A 22,065-nucleotide genomic window follows, 5' to 3' on the forward strand; every position below is an offset into this window, starting at 1 on the left:
GAACCACGACCAACCATCTATCCATGAAACAGGAGACACACATGAACCTGCACAACACCTCATATCCCGTGTCGTCGGGCCCCGAAGAGCTCGTTCCGTCGCGTTACGCGCTGAAGATCGGCGAGATCGACGTGCTGGTGGTCAGCGACGGCGTGCTGCCGCTACCAACCACGATGTTGGGACACAACGCCGCCCCGGCCGAGCGGGCGGCCTGGCTCAACGATATGTTCCTGCCGACGGATGCATTCGACTGGGCGCTGAATGCGGTCATGGTCCGCAGCGGCGACAAGACCATCCTCATCGACGCGGGCCTCGGATCCGACCCCGACTTGCACTTGCCGCGGGCCGGCCAGTTGATCAAGCGATTGGAGGCCGCCGGCATCGACCTGTCGGCCGTGACCGATCTGGTGCTGACCCACATGCACATGGACCACATCGGCGGGCTGCTCGTCGACGGCGTGAAGGAGCGGCTGCGCAAGGACCTGCGCATCCACGTGGCGGCCGCCGAGGTCAAATTCTGGGAGGCGCCCGACTTCTCCCACGTCGCCATGCCGCCGGGCTTCCCGGACGCGCTTCGGGCGACCGCCAAGCGGTTCGCGAAGGAATACCAGAGCCAGTTGCGGACGTTCGAGGAGGAACACGAGGTGGCACCGGGGGTGGTCGTCTCTCGCACTGGCGGCCACACGCCGGGGCATAGCGTGGTCAGGCTGGCGTCGGGCAGCGATCGGCTGATGTTCGCCGGCGATGCCGTGTTCGCTGTCGGGTTCGAACACCCCGAGTGGCACAACGGCTTCGAACACGATCCTGAAGAAGCGGCCCGCGTTCGTGTCCGGCTGCTGCGGGAGTTGGCCGCGAGCAACGAGCTGCTGGTGGCTACGCATCTGCCGTTCCCGTCGGTCGGCCGGGTCGCGGTCGACGGCGACGCCTTCCGCTGGGTGCCGGTGTTCTGGGACTACTGAGGGCTTGACGGGTTAGGCCGAACCAGGGCGCGCGCGCATGGCGTTGAGCGCGCGCCCTGTCGCTTGATGACGACCGAACGAAGCAGCTCTACCCGATCGTCTGCAGCGCCGGGAACGTCTCGAGCAGCCAGATGCTCACATTCGAGACCGCGCCGGTCAGAAAGCCGATGCCGGTGATCACCATCAAGACGCCCATGGCGCGCTCGACATTGACGAGATGGCCCTTCATGCGCGCGAACAGGTTTGAGAACTGCTCGATCATGAACGCAGCAACCAGGAAAGGAATACCGAGGCCCGCGGAATAGACCGCGAGCAGGCCTGCGCCCTTGGTCACCGTGGCTTCGGCTGCGGCGATCGAGAGGATCGCGGCGAGGATCGGGCCGATGCAGGGCGTCCAGCCGAAGGCGAAGGCGAGGCCCATGATGTAGGCACCCCAGAGGCCGACGGGCTTTGGGATCGGCAGCCGTCCCTCGCGCATCAGCAGGCCGATGCGGGTCAGGCCGAGGAAGTGCAGGCCCATCACGATGATGACGAGTCCGGCGAGGATCGACAGCTCGGCCGACCAGGCGCGGATCAGGCCGCCGATCAGCGAGGCGCTGGCTCCGAGCGCCACGAACACCGTGGAGAAGCCGAGCACGAACAGCAGCGCCGACATCATGATCGCGCGCTTGGAGGCCGAAGCCTCCTCGTCGCTCTCGACATGCTCGATCGTCGCGCCCGTGAGATAGATCAGGTAGGGCGGGACCAGCGGCAGGACGCAAGGGGAAAGGAAGCTGACGAGGCCGGCAATCAGCGCCGCCGGGATCGAAACATTTTGCATGATGCAGTCGGAGCCATCTCAGGCCCCAGTGCGGCGCGCGGGGAATGCGCACGAACCGGAGCACCGGCTAGGTGTAGCCGATGCCGGAGAATGCGCAACAGAGTGCGCATGAAACCAGGGCTCCTCCCGATGCCGTCCGTGATCACAGATGCGGCATCGGGACGCGCACAAATCTCGCCAAAAAGCGAGACTCGGCGGCGCGGCTACTTCACCACGCGGAGCAGCGGACGCCGGGGCTGGTCCTGCGTCTGCTTGGAGGGGGGCTGCGGTTCGCTTCCGGCGCTCCGCAGCATTTCGTCGCACAGCGCCTTGAGATCGGCACTGTCAATTCCTTTGAGTTTCATCCGCACGTCGAGGATGACGATGGACAGCAACTCGGCCGACTCACGGCTGTCCATCTCGTTGAGCACCCTGCGGCACTGCTCGAGCGTTTCCAGCACCGACTGCAACTGTTCGTCTGAATGCGACACCGGCGTTCTTTCCGTTAAATCGGCCTGCGAGACGTGTTTGTGACGACCCCTTTGGCCCCCATGGAGGCTTCAGGATAACACGAGGCCACCACGCCTCTGAACATGATTTCAGTGTGTTTCTGCGTCGGAACCGCAGTTCCCGCGACCATCGTCCCGCTGCGCTGTTTGCGATCGGAGAAACGGTCGTGGACAAAACGCTGGATGCGCTTTGATTGATCCATCCAGGAAGGCAGCAGCGCATTGTGCGCGGGGGCGTCCAATACGGACAGCGCCGATAATCCCGCAGCCAATTCAAGGCTCGCAACGGAACTCACGCGATACCCCTCATACGGGCGATAATTTGCCCGATTCCCAGCCTAATTCCCCATCCGGCAGCACTCAAATACCACCCGCAACGCAGTAAGGATGACGTTCAAAACTCGTCGTCCCCCAACCCGTCGTGGTTGTGGTTTGCGCCAGATTCTGCCAGTTTAGCGACCCGAAGGGACTTGTATGCACTCCTTGGCGGAAAGGGGCGTTCCGCTGGAGGAACGCCCAAAGACAAATCTCAGCGGCCTCTCGGATTGGGATGCGGCCCGCATATTCCTGGAAGTCGTCCGATGCGGAAGTTTCCGCTCGGCGGCCGAACGCCTGTCTTTGTCGATCAACGCCGTGCGCCGCCGGATCGACGATTTCGAGCGCCAGACCGGCACCACCCTGTTCACCCGCGACGTCCACGGCACCCATCTGACCGACGAAGGCGCGACGGTGGTCTCCGCCGTCGAGCGGATGGAGGCAGCAGCCTTCGACGTGCTGCGCACCAGCGATTCGACAGACAGCTCCCTCTCTGGCGAGGTCCGCGTCGCCGTGACCGAGGGGCTCGGGACATTCTGGCTCGCCCCGCGGCTGGTCGAATTCCAGCAGGCCTATCCGAAGATCCTGGTCGATTTGCATTGCGCGATGCGCTCGGCCGACGTCTCCCGCCACGAGGCCGACGTCGCCATCCACCTGTCGCGCCCCTCCGCGCTCGACGTCAAGCTGGTGCGGCTCGGCCGCATGCATCTGATGTTCTGGGCCTCGGAAAAGTACCTTGAGAAATACGGCACGCCGCGCTCGGCCCTCGAATTGATCAAGCACCGCCTGGTGCTGCAATTCGCCGACCAGCTCGCCGCCAAGGAAACCTTTGAGAGCTTCTTCCCCGGCGTTCCGGAGCGTGACCTCCTGGTCATGAAGACCAACGTCTCAAGCGCCAACTACTGGGCGGTCGCGAATGGAGCCGGAATCGGCGTATTCCCGAGCTACGCCATTGCGCTTGGCGGGAAGTTGATTCCACTGGAGGTCGAGTTGAACCGACCGCTGGATATCTGGTTGTCCTACCATCCCGGTAGTGGCCGGATTCCCCGCGTGCGGCACATGATTGACTGGCTGATCGAGGCTTTCAATCCGGCTCGCTTCCCGTGGTTTAAGGAAGAGTTCGTGCATCCGCATGAATTCAAGGACTCGTATATGGGCGAACCCCTGACCCAGCTCTTCGGGGGGTTTTCAACCGAAGAACGATGAGAAAAAAGATGAAGACAGCGGCGAAAAGAATGAAGCAGCGCAGTGCCGGCAAGCCGGACATTGAGCTGGGCAAGCGAATCCGTCTGCGGCGCGTCGAGATGAAGATCTCGCAGGCTGAGCTCGGCGAAAAGCTCGGCGTCAGCTTTCAGCAGGTCCAGAAATACGAGAAGGGCGTCAATCGCGTCGGCGCGGCTCGGCTTCAGCAGATCGCCACCGCCCTCGACGTGCCCGTGACCTTCTTCTATGACGGCGACAACAAGGCACGCGAAGTCGAGAGCCTGCTCTTCCTCGATTCGGCCTTCAGCCTCCGCCTGCTGCGCGCCTACAGCAAGATCAAGGACCAGACCGTGCAGCGTCAGCTCGTCTCGCTGATGGAATCGATCGCAGCGAACGAAGCCTGAGATCGGCAGTCTGGCCGTTACGGCCGATGTTCAATCCGCCGCGTCACGGGGGCGCGGCCGGATTGGACTGATTCCGGTTTGCGCGCCATCCGCGCGCAGCCCCTGCTTTCAGGGCGGCTTGGCCGCCCTTTTTTCTTGGTCGTTCTCTTCTTCAGTTTTTCCTGGCGATTTGCCCGCCATTGGTTGCGCTTTCGCGAACCCATCCCGCTCCTGCCGCGACCTAATCGAGAGACCCCGCACTGGACGCGCGGGGCTTTCGACTGCCGTGCTTAATGGGACCTCAACACTGATGCCCTAGCGTCCCGCCGATTTTGTCCATCGGCGCACGCGGCGCGGCGACCGGGAATTGCCAATACGAGCCCGTCCGGGCCTCGCCCTCATGGGGAAGACAACACAGATGTCGAAGCGCCATGCCGTGATCATTGCCATGGGCCTGTTCGCCAGCGCTTCCGCGCTCGCGCAGACCGAGACCACCGGCCAGGCCAGCCCGAAGCCGGCGACCTCCGGCGGCACGGTGCCGGCCGCGGCCAATCCGGCTCACGCGGCTGCGCCGAAAGCTGCCGCGACACCCGCATCGACGCCGGAAAGCCGTTCGGCCGTGGCACTCGCGATGACGCACGAGCCGACCTATGACGAGGGCAGCGCGCAAAGGATCAAGGACGCGGCGCTGAGCTATTCCGACCTCGCCGTGCGTGGCGGCTGGCCGACCATCCCCGCGGATACGAAATTCGCCCTCGGCGTCCAGGGCGCCAACGACGACCTCTTGCGCAAGCGGCTGATCGTCTCCGGCGACCTCGCCGCCGACAAGGCCAGCGGCGCCTTCGATCAGGATCTCGCGGACGCCGTGAAGCGCTTCCAGGCCCGCCACGGCCTCGCCCCGACCGGCACGGTGACACCGCGCACGCTTGCGGCGATGAACGTCTCCGTGCAAAAGCGCATCCGCCAGCTCGAGGCCTCGCTGGAGCGGCTCGAAAACACGAATTTCAGCTTTGGCCAGCGCTACGTCGTGGTCAACATCCCCGCCGCCTTCGCCGAAGCGGTCGAGAACGATGTGGTGGTGCGGCGCTATCGTGTCATCGTCGGCAAGACCGAAAAGCCCTCGCCGACGCTGACGGCGCAGATCACAAGCGTCGTGCTCAACCCGACCTGGACGGTGCCGTCCTCGATCGCCAAGACCGAGATCTCCGCGCATATGCGCAAAGATCCCACCTATTTGTCGCGCATGCACATGGAGGTGCTCGACGCCCACGATAATCCGATCGATCCGCATTCGGTCGACTGGTCGGGCACGCACACGCCGAACTTCACCGTGCGCCAGCAGAACGGCAGCTTCAACGCGCTCGGCGCGGTGAAGATCGACATGCCGAATTCCTATTCGGTCTACATGCACGACACCAACCAGCGCAATCTGTTCAGCGACGACTACCGCTTCGATTCCCACGGCTGCTCGCGCGTCGACAATGTGCGCGATCTCGCGGCGTGGCTGCTCAAGGACCAGCCGAAATGGAGCCGCGCTGCGATCGACGCGGAGATCGCCACCGGCCAGCATCTCGACGTCGCGATGACGAAGAAGGTGCCGGTAGCCTGGATCTACCTCACGGCGTGGATGACCAAGGACCAGACCGTCCAGTTCCGCAACGACGTCTATAATCAGGACGAGCAGCTGCTGGAGGCCACAGCCGAAGAGGCGGCGTTCTTTGGCAAGGCCGCCGGCCATCCGCTGACCGCGCATATGGCACAATAGGATTGGCGCAGTAGTCGCGCCATGCAATCGCGGTACAGGCGGATGCAAAGCCGCCTCCCTCGCCGCGATTGACCCGGGCCTCGGGCTAGCCGCACATTGTGCCCGGCCTACGACAAGCGAGCGCGCAATGCCCGACATTTTCAGCACGACCGGAACGCCCTACGCCGACGGCAAGATCCTCAGGCACACCACCGACGGCGTCGGCGTGATCACCTTCAACAACCCCGACAAGCGCAACGCGATGTCGCTGGAGATGTGGGAGGGATTTGGCGAAGCGCTGACGACCTTGCGCGACGACGATGCGGTCCGCGTCGTGATCCTGCGCGGCGCCGGCGGCAAGGCCTTCGTGTCAGGCGCCGACATCAGCCAGTTCGAGAAGACCCGCCACAACGCGGCGGCATCCGAGGAATACGGCAAACGCAGCGCCGCCCAGCGCGCACTGCTCGCCGACTATCCCAAGCCGACCATCGCCTGCATTGACGGCTTTTGTCTCGGCGGCGGCATGCAGGTCGCGATGCTCACCGATATCCGCCTCGCCTCGCATGGCAGCCAGTTCGGCATTCCTGCCGCCAAGCTCGGCATCGCCTATGGCTATGACGGCCTAAAGCATCTGGTGTCGCTGGTCGGCCCGTCCTGGGCACGGCTGCTGATGTACACGGGCATGCGCATCGACTCCACCGAGGCGCTGCGCATCGGATTGGTCGAGCGCGTATTCCCGGTCGACGAGCTCTGGGGCGAGACCATGACGATTGCCCAGACGATCTCGCACAACGCCCCGCTCGCGATCAAGGCCGCCAAGATCACCATCGCGCAAGTGCTGAAGGATGAAAGCGCGCGCGACATGGACGCGATCAAGGCGATCGGCACCGCATGCATGGACTCCCAGGATTTTCGCGAGGGCCGGCAGGCCTTCATGGAGAAGCGCAAGCCGCAGTTTACGGGAAAATGATTCCTGCCGTCATTGCGAGGAGCCCTTGCGACGAAGCAATCCAGACTGTTTCCGCAGAGATAGTCTGGATTGCTTCGCTGCGCTCGCAATGACGATGTGGAGAGAGGCGAGGCAACCAGCCTCTACAGCGCCGCGAGCACCGCTTTCGTAATGTCAGCCGTGCCGTTGCTGCCGCCGAACTCCATCGGCTTCAGTCCGCCGGCATAGACCTGGTCCACCGCGCGCTCGATCTGCTCGCCGGCTTCGGCCGCACTCTCGACGCCGTGCTTGTCGGCCAGCCAATCCAGCATCATCGCGGCTGACAGAATCATGCCGGTCGGATTGGCCTTGCCCTGCCCCATGATGTCAGGCGCTGTGCCGTGGCAGGGCTGGAACACGGCGTATTTGTCACCGATGTCCGCCGACGGCGCCATACCGAGACCGCCGATCAGGCTCGCGGTGATGTCGGAGACGATGTCGCCGAACATGTTCTCCATCACCATCACGTCGAAATCCCAGGGACGCTTGACCAGCATCGCCGAGCAGGCATCGACATAGAGACGATCGGTCTTCACCTCGGGATGCTTCATCGCGATCTCGTCGAAAATGCCGCGGAAGAACGCAAAGGCCTTGAACACGTTCGCCTTGTCGACGCAGGCCAGCGCCCCCGGCTTGCCGCGGGCCTTGCGCCGCTCGGCGAGGCGAAACGAGAACTCGAACAGGCGCTCGGAGGTTTTCCGCGTGATCACCAGCGTCTCGCGCGCGTCCTCATGGGTGACGACGCCCTTGCCCATCGAGGCGAACAGGCCTTCGGTGGATTCGCGGATCACGACAAGATCGATGCCGCGCTGGTCGGCGCCGACGATCGGGCTCGGCACGCCCGGGATGAGGCGCGCGGGCCGCACGCCGGCATAGAGATCGAAGATGAAGCGCAGCTCGATCTGCGGCGCGATCTCGGTGTTGTCGGGGTAGCGCACTGACGGCAGGCCGCAGGCGCCCAGCAGGATCGCATCCGCCTCCTCGCACAGCTTGATCGTCGAGTCTGGCATCGACTTGCCGGTCGCAAGATAGTTGTTGGCGCCGGCCGGCGCCTCGGTGAATCGGAAGCTGAGGCCGGATTTCTGTTCGATCTTGCGCAGCACCTCGATGGCCGGCGCCATGACTTCGGGACCGATGCCGTCACCGGCGAGCACGGCGATGTGAAAGGCGTTGTTTGCGGACATCTAAGAGGCCTCAGGGAAGGAACTAGCCAGGTCGTCATTGCGAGCACAGCGAAGCAATCCAGACTAGCATCCGCAGAGATAGTCTGGATTGCTTCGTCGCTTCGCTCCTCGCAATGACGGAGGAGAGAGTTTTTGCTATGGTGTCAGCACCGTGCGGCCGACCACCGCACCCTGCTGCAATTGCACCAGCGCGTCGTTGGCCTTGTTGAGTGGCGCCTTCGTCACCGGGATCGGGGCGACGTTCTTGGCACGCACGAGATCGAGCAGCTCCTGCGTCTCGCGCAGATTGCCGACATAGCTGCCCTGGATCGTCACCGCCTTGATCGGGATCAGCGGCAGCGCCCAGGTCGCGCCGCCGCCGAACAGGCCGACGATGACGAGCTTGCCGCCCTTGGTCAGGCAATCGAAGCCAAGTTGCGTCGTCGCGGCATTGCCGACGAGATCGATCACCGCACGGATCGGGCCGCCGGCCTTTTTCGCAAGCTGCTCCAGCGCATCGCCCGCCTTGGGATCGACGGTGGCGAGCGCGCCGGCTTTCTCTGCGGCTTCGCGCTTCCTGGCGTCGATGTCGACCATGATCGCGCCCTTGCCGCCCATGGCTTTCAGCAGCGACAGTGCCATCAGGCCGAGGCCGCCGGCGCCGAACATCACGATCGGCGTGTCGAAATGCTGCTCGACCTTCTTCAGCGCGCTATAGGTGGTGACACCCGAACAGGCATAGGGCGCGGTCGTCGCCGGGTCGAGCCCTCTAAGGTTGAGCAGATAGCGCGGATGCGGCACCAGCATGTGGTCGGAATAGCCGCCGTCGCAATAGACGCCGAGCGAGCGCGGCGTCAGGCACATGTTCTCGTCACCGCCAAGGCAGGTCGCGCATTTGCCGCAGCCGATCCAGGGATAGACCAGGCCGACATCGCCGAGCTTGAGATCGCCCTGATCGGTCGGCTTTACGTCGGGACCGAAAGCGGCGATTTCGCCGACTGTCTCATGGCCCATGGTCAGTGGCAGGTTGATGCCGCGATCCTTCAGCGACAGCGGCTTGCGGCCGTGGCCGAGATCGTAGCCGCCTTCCCAGATGTGGAGGTCGCTGTGGCAGACGCCGGCGGCCTTGACCTTGATCAGCACCTGCGTGCCCGACGGCTGCGGCGTCGCCTCGTCGAACTCCTGCAGCGGCGCCTTGAAATCGGCAACCTTGAAACTCTTCATTGGAATCCTCCCGGCATGCTTTGTCACGCCACCATGCCATGGCGGGCGGGGCGAGACAAACCTGTTGACGCCGGCCGATCATGGCAAGCCGACCACGCGCAAAGCCGCACGGCTTGCGGCACGAAGCCGCTCGTCAGCCCTGCACAGCTGTTTTGCCTGACGGAATTGGCGCGTCCACCGAAAGTCCGATCTCGTCGCGCAGCACATCTGTGTGCTCGCCGAGCACAGCCATCGTCCTGGCCGGCGTGGTGTCGGCGCCCGACATCCGGAACGGCAGATTGAGGACCTGAAACGAGCCGCCGCCGTCTTCGACGGAGGACAGCGCCTGCCGGTGCGCGAGCTGGGGATCGGCCAACGCCTCGGACACGGTGCGATAGGCCGAGGCCGGCACGCCGGCGGCGCCAAGCGCGACGAGGCATGCATCGGTCGACAATCGCCGCGACCAGGCTTCGACGCCGTCCATCAAATCGGCCCAGTTCTCGCGGCGCGCGGCGTAGGCGGCGAAACGCGCATCGGCAATCCATTCGGGGCGGCCGATCACGCCCATCAGTCCCTGAAACGTCTTCTCGCTGGCGACCGTGATCATGACGTAGCCATTGGCCGTCTCGGTCGGCCCGAACATCGGACGCGGCGGCGGCTTCACCGCGAATTGCGAGTTCTGCAACTCGATCACCGTCAGCGTCAGCATCGACTCCAGCATGGAGACGTCGATGTGCTGGCCGAGGCCGGTCACCGTGCGCTGATAGAGGGCGGAGGCGATCGCGCCAAAACCGTAGGTGCCGGTGACGACGTCGGCATGGTAGATGCCGCAATAGTCCGGCCGGCTGCGCCCTGGCTGATAGGCGAGATGCGCCATGTCGTAGCCGGAGGCCGCGTGGATCACCGGCGCATAGGCCGGCAATTCGGCCGAGGGGCCGGTCTGGCCATAGCCGGAGATCGAGCAATAGATCAGCTTCGGATTGACCGGACGCAGGCAGTCGTAGTCGAGCCGCAGCCGGTGCATCACGCCGGGACGAAAGTTTTCGACCAGGATGTCTGATGTCGCGACCAGCCGGCGGACCGCCTCCCTGCCGTCCTCGGATTTGAGATCGAGCACGACACTCTTCTTGCCGACATTGAGCTGGCCGAACACGGTGCTGCAGCCCTTGCGCAGCGGCGGCCGAGTCCGCATTGTCTCCCCGCCGTCGGTCTCGATCTTGATGACCTCGGCGCCCATGTCGGCAAGCATCCGCGCGCAGTGGGGACCCGCGATGGTGGTCGAAAAATCCAGGACCCGCAGGCCCGCGAAGGCCTTTGTCGTCGTCCCCTCATGCTTATCTGATAGCTGCATGTTTGCTGGCGTCCTTGTTCGTGGCCTTGGGTCCGTTAGGAACGATCAACGTTCTCTGTTGTTGGTGCGCCGACCCTAGAGGGCGGTGGCTGAGTAGGAAAGTCTTTACCGAACGGCCGCATCTTGCGAGCGGCCAGGAAATTTCAGGGGCAACTGGACCCGTTCTTGCATAGCAGCAAGCGGGATCGGAAGAGGGCAGCAGTTCTTGAGGGTCTTGTTCGTAACGACAGAGATGGACGACTTCGTCCGCGTCGGCGGACTTGGAGCCGTTTCCGCCGCCCTTCCCCGAGCCCTCCGCCCTTTCGCCGATATCCGGATCATGCTGCCCGGCTATCGCGACATCATCGAGCAACTCACGCATATCCAGATCGTAGGCCGCTGCCCCGCGTTCGCGGAGATGCCGGCTTGCTCGCTCGGCCGGGCCGCGACCAAGGACGGCCTGCCGGTCTATGTGCTGTTGTGCTCACAGCTCTACGACCGGCCCGGCAATCCCTATGGCGACGAGTCCGGGCGCGACTGGCCTGATAACGACATCCGCTTCGCGCGCTTTGCCTCGGCAGCTGCTGAGCTTGCCATGGGCAAGCTGGACAAGAATTGGGCAGCGGACCTGGTCCATGCCAACGACTGGCAGGCTTCGCTCGTGCCGGCCTATCTCGCCTGGCGCGGAGCCAAGCTGCCGTCGATCCTGACCATTCACAACCTCGCCTATCAGGGCCTCTTCCCGAAGGACTCGCTGCGACGAATTGGCGTACCCGAGAGCTCCTTCCACATCGACGGCGTCGAGTTCTACGACCAGCTCTCCTTCCTCAAGGCCGGCCTCGTCTACGCCTCGCACCTCACCACCGTCAGCGGCACTTACGCGCGGGAGATCACCACGGAGGAGTTCGGCTGTGGCCTCGAAGGCCTGCTCCGGCTGCGCTCGGACGCGGCCGAGCTGACCGGCATCCTCAACGGCATCGACGAGAGCTGGGATCCGCGCTCCTGCGCCCAGCTCGCCCAGCAGTTCGGCGCCGGCGACTGGGTCGGCAAGAAGGCCAATGCGGATTACGTGCGCAAGCAGTTCGGGCTCGCGGTGTCGCGCGGACCGATGTTCGGCATCGTCGCCCGCCTCGTGCACCAGAAGGGCATCGACCTCGTGCTGGCGGCCGCCGACGAGATCGTCGATGCCGGCGGCCAGATCGTCGTCACCGGCTCCGGCGAGCCGGCGCTCGAGCAGGCCTTGATCAACGCCCATCGCCGCCGGCCGGACGCCATCGGCGTCACCATCGGCTTCAACGACGCCCAGGCGCGACGCATCTTCGCCGGCAGCGATTTCACCCTGATGCCGTCCCGCTTCGAGCCCTGCGGCCTCAGCCAGATGTACGCCCAACGCTTCGGCTCGCTGCCGATCGGCCACCAGACCGGCGGCCTCGCCGAAACCATCACCGACGGCGAGACCGGCTTTTTGTTCTCAAGGCCCTCGCACGAATCCTTCCTCGGCGGCGTCCGCCGCGCCTTCGAGGCCTTCATGGCACAGGACCAGCTCGACACCATGCGCCGCAGCGCCATGGGCCGCTCGTTCTCCTGGAGCATCTCGGCCAGCAGCTACAGCGCGCTGTACCGGAAGCTGGCGACGGTGTGAGGCCGCTGTGCCTCTATCCATCACCGTCACCCTGCGGTGCTAGCCTCCTCGGCGAGTCTCGAAGGGCGACAGTGCTGGAAGCACCTACCCCTTACCGCGCGCATCCATCTGCGGCCGCCCGATCCAGGCCCGGTTGAGACACCGCGTCATCCAGTCCGGCTGCAGCTCTCCCCGCAATCGCGCCTGTGCCTCCTGGTAGGGGCCGACATGGCGCAGCCGGTCCGGCAATTTCGGATAGATACCCCTGATCCATCGCAGCGCATTGTCGGCCGCCCTCTCATCGCGCTCATCGAGCTCAAGCCCAAAGCCCTTGCGCAACGGCCCCGGTAACATCCTCGCCGTGAGCGCGCGATACCATCGCGGCGGCCGCAACCACGGACGCGCACCGCCGAAAATCTGCGCGGCGATCTCGCGGGCCGCCGGGCTGACGGTCAACGTGTCCGACTGTGCCATCGCCGCATTGTAAGCCGCAAAGCCAGCCCAGTCCGCCGGCAGATCGTCCCCCGTCAATCCGAACAGCGCACCAAAAGTCCGGTTCTCGGCCCAGTAGCGCTCGCGCTCTTCCACCGAAAGCGGCGGCAGCACCAGGTCATGCGTCATGAGCGCGGTCTCGACCAGCGTTGCATGAACCCAGCGCAGCGACGGGATGTCGTTGGCACAATAGTGCGAGCCCGCCGCGAACGGACCGACGGCCTCGGGCATCTCTCCGACGATCGTGCTGTGGCGCCAGTGCAGCTGCCGCGACGAGAGCAGCGCCCAGTCGAGCGAGCCGAACACCATGGCAAAGACGATGCCGAAGGTGCGATGGAAGCGCCCGATCGGATCGGCAAAGGTCTTTGAATGCGCGGCGATGGCGGCGGCGACCCAGGGATGGGCCAGTTGCAGCAGCAGCGCGCGGCCGGCGCCGAGAAAGATCACCGCCTCCCGGTCGATCCGCCAGGTGACCGAGGCCGGGCCGAACACGCCCGCAACCGGTCCAGCGGCATCGGCGCAGACCTGATCGAGGGCGGCCTCCAGATCGTTCCCGGATACCAACTGCAAGGCCTTTCAAAGACGGACGGCGACCGACAATCCGCGAGGCCTGTGGCAATTCGATGAAAGCGAACGCGGCCCTACTCGGCGGCCATCGGCATCTCGTCCATATGCTCGTGCAGCACCACGCCGGCGAGCGGATCGAATTCGCCGATCCACGGCTTGCGCGCCAGCACCGATTTCGTGTGGGCATAGCCGGCATGCCAGCGCCGTGTGATCCCCGACGGACTGAAGTCGATGTCCTTGGTATGGGTCTCGCGCTCGAGCTGCGGCGCCAGCAACCGTACGACATGCATGCGGGTCGGGCAGCCGTAGCTCATCAGCTCCCGCACCCCGGGATCGCTGCGCTCGCTCTCCGGCAATCGCGCGGCAAGCTGGTTGATGACGTGGCGCAGCCGGTGGGACTGCTGCTGGCGGACGATCTGGCTCGCGATCCGGCTGGAATACATCACGTCCTTGTGCCGGTTCAGCACCTCCGCCATCGTCGTCGGCTCGGCGCCGACGGGATTCCACAGATGCACCGAGAAGATCAGCGAGTCCCTGCGTGGGTTGTCGTCGAACACCGCTTCCGTCGGCGTGTTCGACAGGATGCCGCCATCCCAATAGAGCTCGCCGTCGATGCGTACCGCCGGGAAAGCCGGCGGCAATGCGCCCGAGGCCATGACATGTTTCACCGTCAGCTCGCCGTCGCGGCTGTCGAAATAACGCATCTCGCTGGTGCCGACATGAGCCGCACCGACCGTCAGGCGCGGCGCGCAACGATTGGCCAGATCGAAATCGACCAGCTCGCTTAGCGTCTGCTCCAGCGGCGCGGTCGAATAGTAGCCGGCGCGATCGGCACCGAGCGGATAGGAATCGCCGGCATGGGCCAGCGGATTGGGCCGGAAGAAGCCGGGAATGCCGTGGGTCACAGTCGACCAATAGGCGAGCTTCTCGTTGAACCCGGGAAACGCGTTCCGCCAGTCCCAGACCGGCTTCTGCTCCATCCGCTTCCAGAACTCCCTCAAACGCGTAAGCCGGTGCTCCGGCGCGTTGCCGGCGATCAGGCTCGCATTGATTGCGCCGATCGAGGTGCCGATGATCCAGTCCGGCTCGATGCCGGCCTCGTGCAGCGCCTGGTAAACGCCGGCCTGGTACGAGCCGAGCGCGCCGCCGCCCTGGAGCACGAGGACGACCTGCCCCGGAAGATCCATATTCTTTCGTTGCCCGTTGTGCTGCATGCCGTTCATGTCACGCTCCTGTCGAGCCTATGGTTATCATTCGTCGGGTGTACGGCCCTCATTTCGCCTTGCCGTTCTCGGCGATTGTCGGGCCTTTTGGAAATACCGGCTGGCTTCCGAAACCATACGCAGTCGCTATCGCGACCAGGATATCATTCCCCGCCCTGATCGGTTAGATTTCCTGCCGATCCTGCCAGGAGCCGATCCATGGAAATGCACCAGGTCCGCTATTTCCTCGCGGTCGCGCAGCTGCTCAATTTCACGCGCGCGGCCGAGGATTGCAACGTGACGCAGCCCTCGCTGACGCGCGCGATCAAGCAGCTCGAAGCCGAACTCGGCGGCGATCTGTTCCGTCGCGAACGTCCGGCGGCGCAGCTGACCGAGCTCGGCCAGCGCATGCACCCGCTGCTGAAGCAGTGTTACGACGCCGCCGCCGGCGCGCGCTCGCTGGCTTCGACGTTCAAGAGTGGAGAGATCGGCGCGCTCCGCATCGCGCTGACGCACTCGATCGACCTCGCGCTGCTCATTCCGCATCTGAGCGAGATCAGGCGGCAGTTCAACCGGCTGGAACTGCGCTTCCTGCGCGGGACGAGCCGCGAGGTCGCCGAATTCCTGAAGAAGGGCGAAGCCGAACTCGGCATCGCCGCCGAGATCGACGAGGCCTGGGACCGGCTCGACGTCTGGCCGCTTTTCACAGAGGGTTTCGAGCTCGTCGTCAGCAACGGACATCGGCTGGCCGGCCGCAGCTCGATCGACCTGGATGATCTGCGCGCAGAGCAACTGCTTGGACGGACGTTCTGCGAACACGCCGGACGTATCTCGGCAAGCCTGCGCGAGCACGGCATCGACGTCGAACATGGCCATGAAGTGTCCAGCGAACACGATCTGATCGAGCTGGTCGAGGCCGAGATCGGCGTCGCCATGGTCCCGCACACGTCCCCCGTGCCGGAGCGGCTCACGCGTGCCGCGATCACCGGGCTGGACGCCCGTCGCACCGTCAACCTTTGCGGCGTGGCCGGCCGGCAACGCACAGCCGTGGCCAATGCGGTGATGCGGATGCTGCGCGGCGCCGACTGGCGAACGATCGCCGGCTGATATTGCTGCAGCGCGCGGCTAGCTCTCCCTGCCCGCGCTTTCCAGCGCGGCAAGCAGGTCGTCGATCTCCATGCGCTTGCGGAAATCAGGATCGACGAAGCAGGCCTTCACGATGCCATCGCGACCGACCACGAACACGGCCGGGATCGGCAGCATCCAGCCGTCATTGCCGTGGAATTTTGCCATGTCCTGGTAGGACAACAGGCTCTGGATTTCGGCGCCGAGCCAGATTGCGAGATTGAGCGACAGCGCATAGCCATTATCGAGGTCGGTCAGGACCGGAAATGGCGCGCCGGAATCGGCCTTGAGCTGCTTCGCATATTCCTGCGTCTCGGGCATGATCGCGACGACCCGCGAGCCCATCGCCTCGATGCGATCGAGCGCCTGGACCACGGCGCGGACATTGAGCCGGCAATAGGGGCACCAATGGCCGCGCAAGAACATCACCGCGACCGGGCCGCTCTTCAGCAGCCCGGTCAGCGTGACGAGACGTCCGCTTTCGTCCGAGAGCATGAAGGGCGGCATCGCATCGCCAGGGCGCGGCGCGGTCTCGCCGCCACCGTTCCCGTTCAATCGCGCCACCAGGCGATCAACCGCCTCGCCATAGGCCGGGAAGACCTGGCGACTCGCATCGGCATAGGCGCGGAGCTGCTCGTTCAGCGTGCCGTCCATGTCGCGGCAGCGCTGGAAGGCAGATCTGAGTCGCTCGGCGTCGGCTGGCGAGAGTGACGTCATCTTCCGCTCCGGCATTCTTGAGGCGAATACTAGTTGCCCGGTTCGGCCGCCCGCAAGGGGCGGCCAGCATTCCCGGAGGTTCAGTTCACGTAGAAATTGCCGGTCGGATCCAGCCGGCCCGACGCCGAGTACAGCGTGCCGTTGTCCATGAAGAAGACCGTGTTCTCGGGCACCTTCCTGGCGTTTTTCATCATGGCCTCGTGATTCTTCTCGGCCGGGGCCATCGCCATTGCCGACATCTTGCCGGGACCACCATAGACATAGGCCATGCCGGCCTTCAGATCCCAGGCCGCCTCCGAGAAGGCGGACGTGGCGATCACCGCGAAAGCGGCGGTGGCAAGCAGGGTCTTGGACACTTTCGTCATAAGATGCGTCTCCGGATTGACGTGAACGCCCGCCAATCGGGCGCCACACCATCGGACGCCGGATATGCCGAAAGCGGAAATGCCGATGCCCAATCGGTTCGATAGCCGCCACGCATCAACATAGCGCGGAGCTATCGCATCGAGAGCAAGCCGGCATTTCAACATAGGCGCGGTCTCGACGATGCTCCTGCCATAGCCGGCGACCAACGAGGTTGCGGCCAACAGAGGAGACTTCCCGATGTCTAGGCATCACATGCTGTCACGCCTGGTTTGGACGAGCGCTGCCGTTCTCGGCACGCTGACATTCGCAACACCGGTCTTCGCGGGCGAATGCCCCGCCGGCAAGATGAAGCCGAATTCGCAGCAGATGGTCGACACCAAACCGGTCGGCGTCACCGACCTCACGCTCGGCACCATCGACCTCGGAAAGCAGCCGGCGCATATCGAGGGCCGCGAGCTGCGCTTCCGCAAGCTGACCATCGAGCCCGGCGGCATCGTGCCCTGGCACAGCCATGACGACCGCCCGGCCCTGATCTTCGTGCAGCAGGGCGAGATCGTCGAATACGCCTCCAACTGTGTCGATCCGATCGTGCACAAGGCCGGTGACATCCGTCCCGAGGTGTTCGGCACCTCGCACTGGTGGAAGAACCTCGGCAAGGAGACGGTCATTCTCTATGTCGGCGACGTCCGCAGGGATCCCAACGACCACCACATGTGATTCGCTGCGGCCATCCTTCGAGACGCCCGCTCAAGGCGGGCTCCTCAGGATGAGGACGGAGTGCGCGGTAGCAGCATCGACGGGCACCGATGTCGCTTAGCCTCATCCTGAGGAGACCGCGAGGCGGTCGTCTCGAAGGACGAGGCGCGCATTCGGTGCCGACGAATGCCATGTGCGACAGCCCTTGGTCGTTCCGGGTCGCGACGCCGCACCCGGAGTGACATCGGGCATGAGGAGACGCAACCCCATGACCGATCTTTCCGCTCCCATCAAACCGGGCGCGATGACGACGTTGGAGGCGCACGCGCCGGGTCTGACGCTGCGCTCGCTCGTCATCGGCCTCACCGCATTCCTCACCGTCGTCGACCTCTTCGCGACGCAGGCGATCCTGCCCTCGCTGACGCGCCATTACGGCGTCACGCCGGCAGCGATGGGCTTTGCCGTCAACGCCAGCACCTTTGGCATGGCGACAGCCAGCCTCGTCATCGGCTTCTTCAGCCCGCACATCAACCGGCGGACCGGTATCCTGCTCAGCCTCTCGCTGCTGGCGGTCCCCACGAGCCTACTGGCGACCGCGCCAAATCTTGCGGTCTTCACCGCCTTGCGGATCGCGCAGGGTCTGTGCATGGCATCTGCCTTCGCGTTGACGCTCGCCTATCTCGGCGAACAATGCAGCGCAATGGACTCCGGTGGCGCCTTCGCCGCCTACATCACCGGCAATGTCGCCAGCAACCTTGTCGGCCGGCTGATCTCCGCGGCCGTCGCCGACGGCCTTGGTCTTGCCTGGAACTTCTATTTCTTCGCCGCCCTAAACCTCGCCGGCGCGGCGCTGGTCTATTTCACCATTCGGCGCGTGCAGCCGATGCATGCGACGATGCCAGCGGAGTCGCCGCTCGCCGCCATGATCGCGCATTGGCGCAATCCACCTCTGCGCGCTGCCTTCGGCATCGGCTTCTGCATCCTGTTCGCCTTCATCGGCACCTTTACGTTCGTGAATTTCGTGCTGGTTCGGCCGCCGCTGTCGCTGGGCATGATGGACCTGGGCCTGGTCTATTTCGTCTTCCTGCCGTCGATCGTCACGACCTTGCTGGCCGGACGGGTCGCATCGAGCCTCGGACCACGGCCGACGATCTGGGGATCGCTCGCTGTCGCCGGGCTGGGGCTGCCGCTGATGCTGGCACCGCATCTGGGCGAGGTGCTTGCCGGCATGGTTCTGGTTGGTGTCGGCACATTCTTCGCGCAGGCCGCCGCAACTGGCTTCGTCGGACAGGCCGCAAGCGACAATCGCGGCGTCGCCAGCGGGACTTATCTCGCGTGCTATTTCTGTGGCGGACTCGTCGGCACCGTCGTGCTTGGCCGGTTATTCGACGCCTTCGGCTGGCATGCATGCGTCGCCGGGGTCGGCATGGCCCTTGCGGCCGCGGCCCTGCTGACGTCCACCTTCAAACGCTAACGCTTGACTGACTACGAGAGCTACAAGGTCTCCTAGTCCACCCACTTTGCCAGCGGTCTTGGAATCAACACGACCGCTACAGATCTCGCCGCATCGGGGCGGACTTCGGCGAGAAACGATCGGGATCCCTCCCAGGGCCATTTGCCGCGGACCTTCAATTTCGACACAAGCCAAGGTTCTTAGCAGATGGTCTCGCGCTTAATTCGCTGCACGTGCTTTACTCAACTCAGTTTCAATATAACATACACTGCGATCCTTGGTTGCATTGCGAATTGAGGCGTCGATGTCAACATTCGTATCTTGGATTCTTCAAAATCCCTTCACAGCCCTTTTGCTCGCTGGGCTTATCCTGATCTCGTCATATGCTCTGTGGCTACGCTTCAAAATGAGAGCGTCGAAAGCGCGGTTCGCGCTGGCTGCAATTGCGACCATGGCTTCCTGTGCAGCGGGATTGCTGGCATTCCTGTCGGGGCAGGTGCCGCTTCAGATCATCAACGCAGTGCTTTCTGCGACCCGCTCCTTCACGGGACTGACGAGCATCCCGACAATAGCCGACGAACCAAATTGGGTGTCTGTCTCGATCGGTTCGGTAGTTACCATCTTGGCTCTGGTCTTCATTTATCGATTTTCGATCACCACTGTTCGCGATTGGGATGGTCCCGTCACTGTCAATGTCAACGAACTTGCCAAGAGAGAACTAGATAACAGTCTCTCGATGCTCGCTTTTGTTGAAGCTCGACGACTTGTCACATCAAAGAACGATCCACTAGCAAGTGACGTCGCGATCAACTGGCAGCAACACCAGACCGATGCTCCACCCACCCCCGCCTGGCACGTGCTCGCGCGGGAGCTCTTCGAGGCCGCCTTTTCCGAGGCACTCTTCACGCCCACCGGATGGCGAGATCGATCCCAGGTCTGGATAGGAGAAATTTACCTCGCCCGGTCGAATGCAACGGATACCGCGCCGCTTCTCTTGTTCGTCTTTGACTCCGAACCAACGCAAGATGAATTGATGGAACGCATCGATACCTTTTTGGCGGACGGTTCCGCTCTGGCTGGAGCAAAACTGTTTGCCATTTTCAATCACGGGCATTCATCTGCCGAATTTGCAGCGACAGCGAGGCAGTTCCGGATCGAGATTTGGCCAAGACTGGTCCTATTACGAAAAGGGCTAAAATTCACCGACTATGCACGCGATCTAGTAAGACGCTTCGACAAGGACGTTCTTGGCGGCACTGATAGGACTCTAGCCCACACGTTTGTCGACGTGCACGTGACCGGAAGCGATACGCACGGACGCGTGGCCCTGGATGGAATTCTCGACCGTTGGCTGAACGAGGCGGGACGCAAGCAACTAGCGATTACCGGTGAATACGGACAAGGAAAGAGCACTGCGACGCTCGCATTTTGCGTGCGGTGGGCAAAGCGCTACCTGGCCAATCCGGACATCACAGAGCGGGTCCCCTTGCTCATCGAGCTGCGCGGGCAGAATCCTGCCGAAACCGATCCCGTTACATTTCTGTCAGGGTGGTGCGCTCGTTACGGCCTCTCGGCCGCAAAAGTCTACAACTTAATCCGAGCGGGTGAGACAATCCTGATTTTCGAGGGCTTTGACGAACTGAGGAACGCCGGGCGCGCTTACGACCGGCACGAGCACTTCAACTCCCTCTGGCGTTTCGCCTATCCTGGGACGAAGGTGATATTCACTGGACGACCGAACTTCTTCCTGGACGAAAGAGAGAAGAATCGAACGCTGCGAAACGACGTCGTGGATGGAGCTGCCGGAAAGGCCTTTACACAACTGTATCAAATCGATCGTCTGACGGTGGACGAAGTCGAAAAAATCGTCATGGGGTTTGGAGCCTCTTTGGGTGCATCAATAATGGCAGCGACCCGCGCGCACCTGGCCTTTTTCGAGATTGTATCCCGGCCATCAATGCTACCGGTCGTAGCGACAATCTGGGAGAAGATTGTATCATTGCAGAAGCAGGGCCAAGACCTCACGAGTGCTGCGCTGATCGAATTCTATTTGCAGGCAATGTATCGCCGCAAGGAACAGGAAATTGAGAATGATCGAAGGGCCTACGCCGCGCCGGAGGGCGCAAGCTATCTCCTGCTACCGCGCGAAATTCGAGAGTTCTTTACGCTGGCTGTCGTATGGAAAATGGTCGACAGCGACGCTCGGAATACCATCAGCCGTCAAACCTTCGACGGCGTGATCCGCGATCTTTTCGACGATGCTCTTGTAGCCTTCCAGTCGACCGCAACCTCACCCGACATCGTTCAAAAGATGCGCGCCTTTCACGAACGATTCAAGGATGAGACCAAAGGCGACCAGCTTGAAAGGGTCTCAAACGAGATTGCCAGCTCCGGCTTATTCGTCTCCGACCCTGCTGGTGGGCCAAGCAACCTGAGGCTGCCGCACAAGCAATTCTACGAATACATGATAGCGAAGACAGCATGGATCGTGCTTGCTCACTCGCAAACGATGACATCGAAGCTATTCCGCGGAGTGGCCCGCAGTAGAAATTCCTTCGATAAGCTGCTGTCCGAAGAGCTCTCGCTTCGCTTTTTCTCAGAGATTATGGGTCCAGACTTCTCTATATTCCGAAATTTTTATTTGCGCATCTGCATACTGAGCGTTGCTAGCGCGCTGTTGATATCAAATTCATTGCAGCGAATTTGGGGGGTTATTTGGAGACGGGATCGCCTCACCCCGATGGACGAAGTCCCCGTCGAAGATGCTGATGAAGATCGAACGTTCAGAAGAGCAGTTCTTCGCGCATCCCAATGGATGACTATTCCCGCGGCAGGCGCCATGTTTTCTTCTTTCTTCTACTACCTTAGAACCAGAACACTGGGCACGTATCCAGACTCGCTGATCTTGTTCGTGTATTTCGCGAGTCTTATCATGGTATTTTCCTACTCTTTGCCGACCTTCATGACAAGATCGGCGGCATTCGTGGCGTTACGCAGGATTGTGTCTTCTCAGATGAAGCCTATTTTTTCTTCCATCGGAGAGGCATTGACGGCCGCGGCGATTGTTGAAGAGTGCTGGCGGATCATTTCGCGCTCATCGAAGTCAGTTATCTTGCAAAGGCACGCGGAGATATCCGCCGCTGATCCACAGCGAGCAATCGCGAATCGGGAGTTCCAAGAGCTGATCTCGCCGCCGGCCTAGGCCCGTTGTTCGAGAGCCGTGAAGCCTC

General features: G+C 63.1%; 20 protein-coding genes. 10 read left to right on the plus strand and 10 right to left on the minus strand.

Annotation, left to right across the window (positions count from 1 at the left end; genetic code table 11):
* Positions 1–41 precede the first annotated feature (41 nt).
* Entirely contained in the window at positions 42–959 is a 918-nt protein-coding gene (locus tag AC1RR3_RS06390; protein ID WP_492820501.1) for an MBL fold metallo-hydrolase, read from the plus strand.
* A gap of 88 nt (positions 960–1,047) precedes the next feature.
* Here AC1RR3_RS06390 and AC1RR3_RS06395 read toward each other — a convergent pair whose 3' ends face one another.
* The 3 genes from AC1RR3_RS06395 to AC1RR3_RS06405 form a co-directional block, all read right to left on the minus strand.
* Entirely contained in the window at positions 1,048–1,779 is a 732-nt protein-coding gene (locus tag AC1RR3_RS06395) for a cytochrome c biogenesis CcdA family protein (protein ID WP_492820503.1), read from the minus strand.
* Between the two features lie 203 nt (positions 1,780–1,982).
* Positions 1,983–2,249: a hypothetical protein gene (locus AC1RR3_RS06400; RefSeq protein ID WP_492820505.1), complete on the minus strand. Its 267-nt coding sequence runs from the start codon at positions 2,247–2,249 to the stop codon at positions 1,983–1,985.
* Between the two features lie 14 nt (positions 2,250–2,263).
* Positions 2,264–2,563 carry a hypothetical protein gene (locus AC1RR3_RS06405; RefSeq protein ID WP_492820507.1) on the minus strand — a complete coding sequence of 100 codons (300 nt, stop codon included), beginning with the start codon at positions 2,561–2,563 and terminating at the stop codon, positions 2,264–2,266.
* Between the two features lie 178 nt (positions 2,564–2,741).
* Between AC1RR3_RS06405 and AC1RR3_RS06410 the strand changes: the two genes are divergently transcribed.
* The 4 genes from AC1RR3_RS06410 (at position 2,742) to AC1RR3_RS06425 (ending at position 6,882) form a co-directional block, all read left to right on the plus strand.
* Positions 2,742–3,788, plus strand: coding sequence for a LysR family transcriptional regulator (locus tag AC1RR3_RS06410; RefSeq protein WP_492820509.1), 1,047 nt, complete (start codon positions 2,742–2,744; stop codon positions 3,786–3,788).
* 29 nt (positions 3,789–3,817) lie between these two features.
* On the plus strand, positions 3,818–4,189 hold the full coding sequence (locus AC1RR3_RS06415) for a helix-turn-helix domain-containing protein (RefSeq protein WP_014497036.1): 372 nt from the start codon (positions 3,818–3,820) through the stop codon (positions 4,187–4,189).
* Between the two features lie 397 nt (positions 4,190–4,586).
* Positions 4,587–5,933, plus strand: a complete 1,347-nt coding sequence (locus AC1RR3_RS06420; RefSeq protein ID WP_492820514.1) for a L,D-transpeptidase family protein — start codon at positions 4,587–4,589, stop codon at positions 5,931–5,933.
* A 127-nt stretch (positions 5,934–6,060) separates the two neighbouring features.
* On the plus strand, positions 6,061–6,882 hold the full coding sequence (locus AC1RR3_RS06425) for an enoyl-CoA hydratase (protein WP_492820516.1): 822 nt from the start codon (positions 6,061–6,063) through the stop codon (positions 6,880–6,882).
* Between the two features lie 122 nt (positions 6,883–7,004).
* Here AC1RR3_RS06425 and AC1RR3_RS06430 read toward each other — a convergent pair whose 3' ends face one another.
* From AC1RR3_RS06430 to AC1RR3_RS06440, 3 genes are all read right to left on the minus strand, one after another.
* Positions 7,005–8,084 carry an isocitrate/isopropylmalate dehydrogenase family protein gene (locus AC1RR3_RS06430; RefSeq protein ID WP_492820518.1) on the minus strand — a complete coding sequence of 360 codons (1,080 nt, stop codon included), beginning with the start codon at positions 8,082–8,084 and terminating at the stop codon, positions 7,005–7,007.
* Positions 8,085–8,219: 135 nt separating this feature from the next.
* A complete protein-coding gene (locus AC1RR3_RS06435; RefSeq protein ID WP_492820520.1) occupies positions 8,220–9,287 on the minus strand; it encodes an alcohol dehydrogenase in 1,068 nt (355 codons plus the stop codon).
* Positions 9,288–9,420: 133 nt separating this feature from the next.
* A complete protein-coding gene (locus AC1RR3_RS06440) occupies positions 9,421–10,617 on the minus strand; it encodes a CaiB/BaiF CoA transferase family protein (protein WP_492820522.1) in 1,197 nt (398 codons plus the stop codon).
* Between the two features lie 205 nt (positions 10,618–10,822).
* Between AC1RR3_RS06440 and glgA the strand changes: the two genes are divergently transcribed.
* On the plus strand, positions 10,823–12,238 hold the full coding sequence (gene glgA / locus AC1RR3_RS06445; RefSeq protein ID WP_492820524.1) for a glycogen synthase GlgA: 1,416 nt from the start codon (positions 10,823–10,825) through the stop codon (positions 12,236–12,238).
* A gap of 84 nt (positions 12,239–12,322) precedes the next feature.
* Here the strand turns inward: glgA and AC1RR3_RS06450 are convergent, their stop codons facing one another.
* Both AC1RR3_RS06450 and AC1RR3_RS06455 read right to left on the minus strand, forming a co-directional pair.
* The gene (locus tag AC1RR3_RS06450) at positions 12,323–13,273 is read right to left on the minus strand and encodes an oxygenase MpaB family protein (protein ID WP_492821417.1); all 951 of its coding nucleotides are present in this window, start codon (positions 13,271–13,273) and stop codon (positions 12,323–12,325) included.
* Between the two features lie 77 nt (positions 13,274–13,350).
* The gene (locus tag AC1RR3_RS06455; protein WP_492820526.1) at positions 13,351–14,499 is read right to left on the minus strand and encodes a patatin-like phospholipase family protein; all 1,149 of its coding nucleotides are present in this window, start codon (positions 14,497–14,499) and stop codon (positions 13,351–13,353) included.
* A 198-nt stretch (positions 14,500–14,697) separates the two neighbouring features.
* On the opposite strand from AC1RR3_RS06455, the gene AC1RR3_RS06460 reads away from it, so the two are divergent.
* The gene (locus AC1RR3_RS06460) at positions 14,698–15,585 is read left to right on the plus strand and encodes a LysR family transcriptional regulator (protein ID WP_492820528.1); all 888 of its coding nucleotides are present in this window, start codon (positions 14,698–14,700) and stop codon (positions 15,583–15,585) included.
* An 18-nt stretch (positions 15,586–15,603) separates the two neighbouring features.
* Here AC1RR3_RS06460 and AC1RR3_RS06465 read toward each other — a convergent pair whose 3' ends face one another.
* Positions 15,604–16,320, minus strand: a complete 717-nt coding sequence (locus AC1RR3_RS06465) for a peroxiredoxin-like family protein (protein ID WP_492820530.1) — start codon at positions 16,318–16,320, stop codon at positions 15,604–15,606.
* A gap of 80 nt (positions 16,321–16,400) precedes the next feature.
* The gene (locus AC1RR3_RS06470; RefSeq protein WP_492820532.1) at positions 16,401–16,685 is read right to left on the minus strand and encodes a hypothetical protein; all 285 of its coding nucleotides are present in this window, start codon (positions 16,683–16,685) and stop codon (positions 16,401–16,403) included.
* 238 nt (positions 16,686–16,923) lie between these two features.
* On the opposite strand from AC1RR3_RS06470, the gene AC1RR3_RS06475 reads away from it, so the two are divergent.
* The 3 genes from AC1RR3_RS06475 to AC1RR3_RS06485 all read left to right on the plus strand — a co-directional run bounded on the left by AC1RR3_RS06475 (position 16,924) and on the right by AC1RR3_RS06485 (position 22,037).
* A complete protein-coding gene (locus tag AC1RR3_RS06475) occupies positions 16,924–17,403 on the plus strand; it encodes a cupin domain-containing protein (RefSeq protein ID WP_492820534.1) in 480 nt (159 codons plus the stop codon).
* Between the two features lie 247 nt (positions 17,404–17,650).
* Positions 17,651–18,856 (plus strand): MFS transporter, encoded by a 1,206-nt coding sequence (locus AC1RR3_RS06480; RefSeq protein ID WP_492820536.1) that lies wholly within the window; start codon positions 17,651–17,653, stop codon positions 18,854–18,856.
* 283 nt (positions 18,857–19,139) lie between these two features.
* Positions 19,140–22,037, plus strand: coding sequence for an NACHT domain-containing protein (locus tag AC1RR3_RS06485; RefSeq protein WP_492820538.1), 2,898 nt, complete (start codon positions 19,140–19,142; stop codon positions 22,035–22,037).
* Positions 22,038–22,065 lie beyond the last annotated feature (28 nt).

The sequence above is a fragment of the Bradyrhizobium sp. GW821-FHT13H05 genome, from assembly GCF_058804065.1.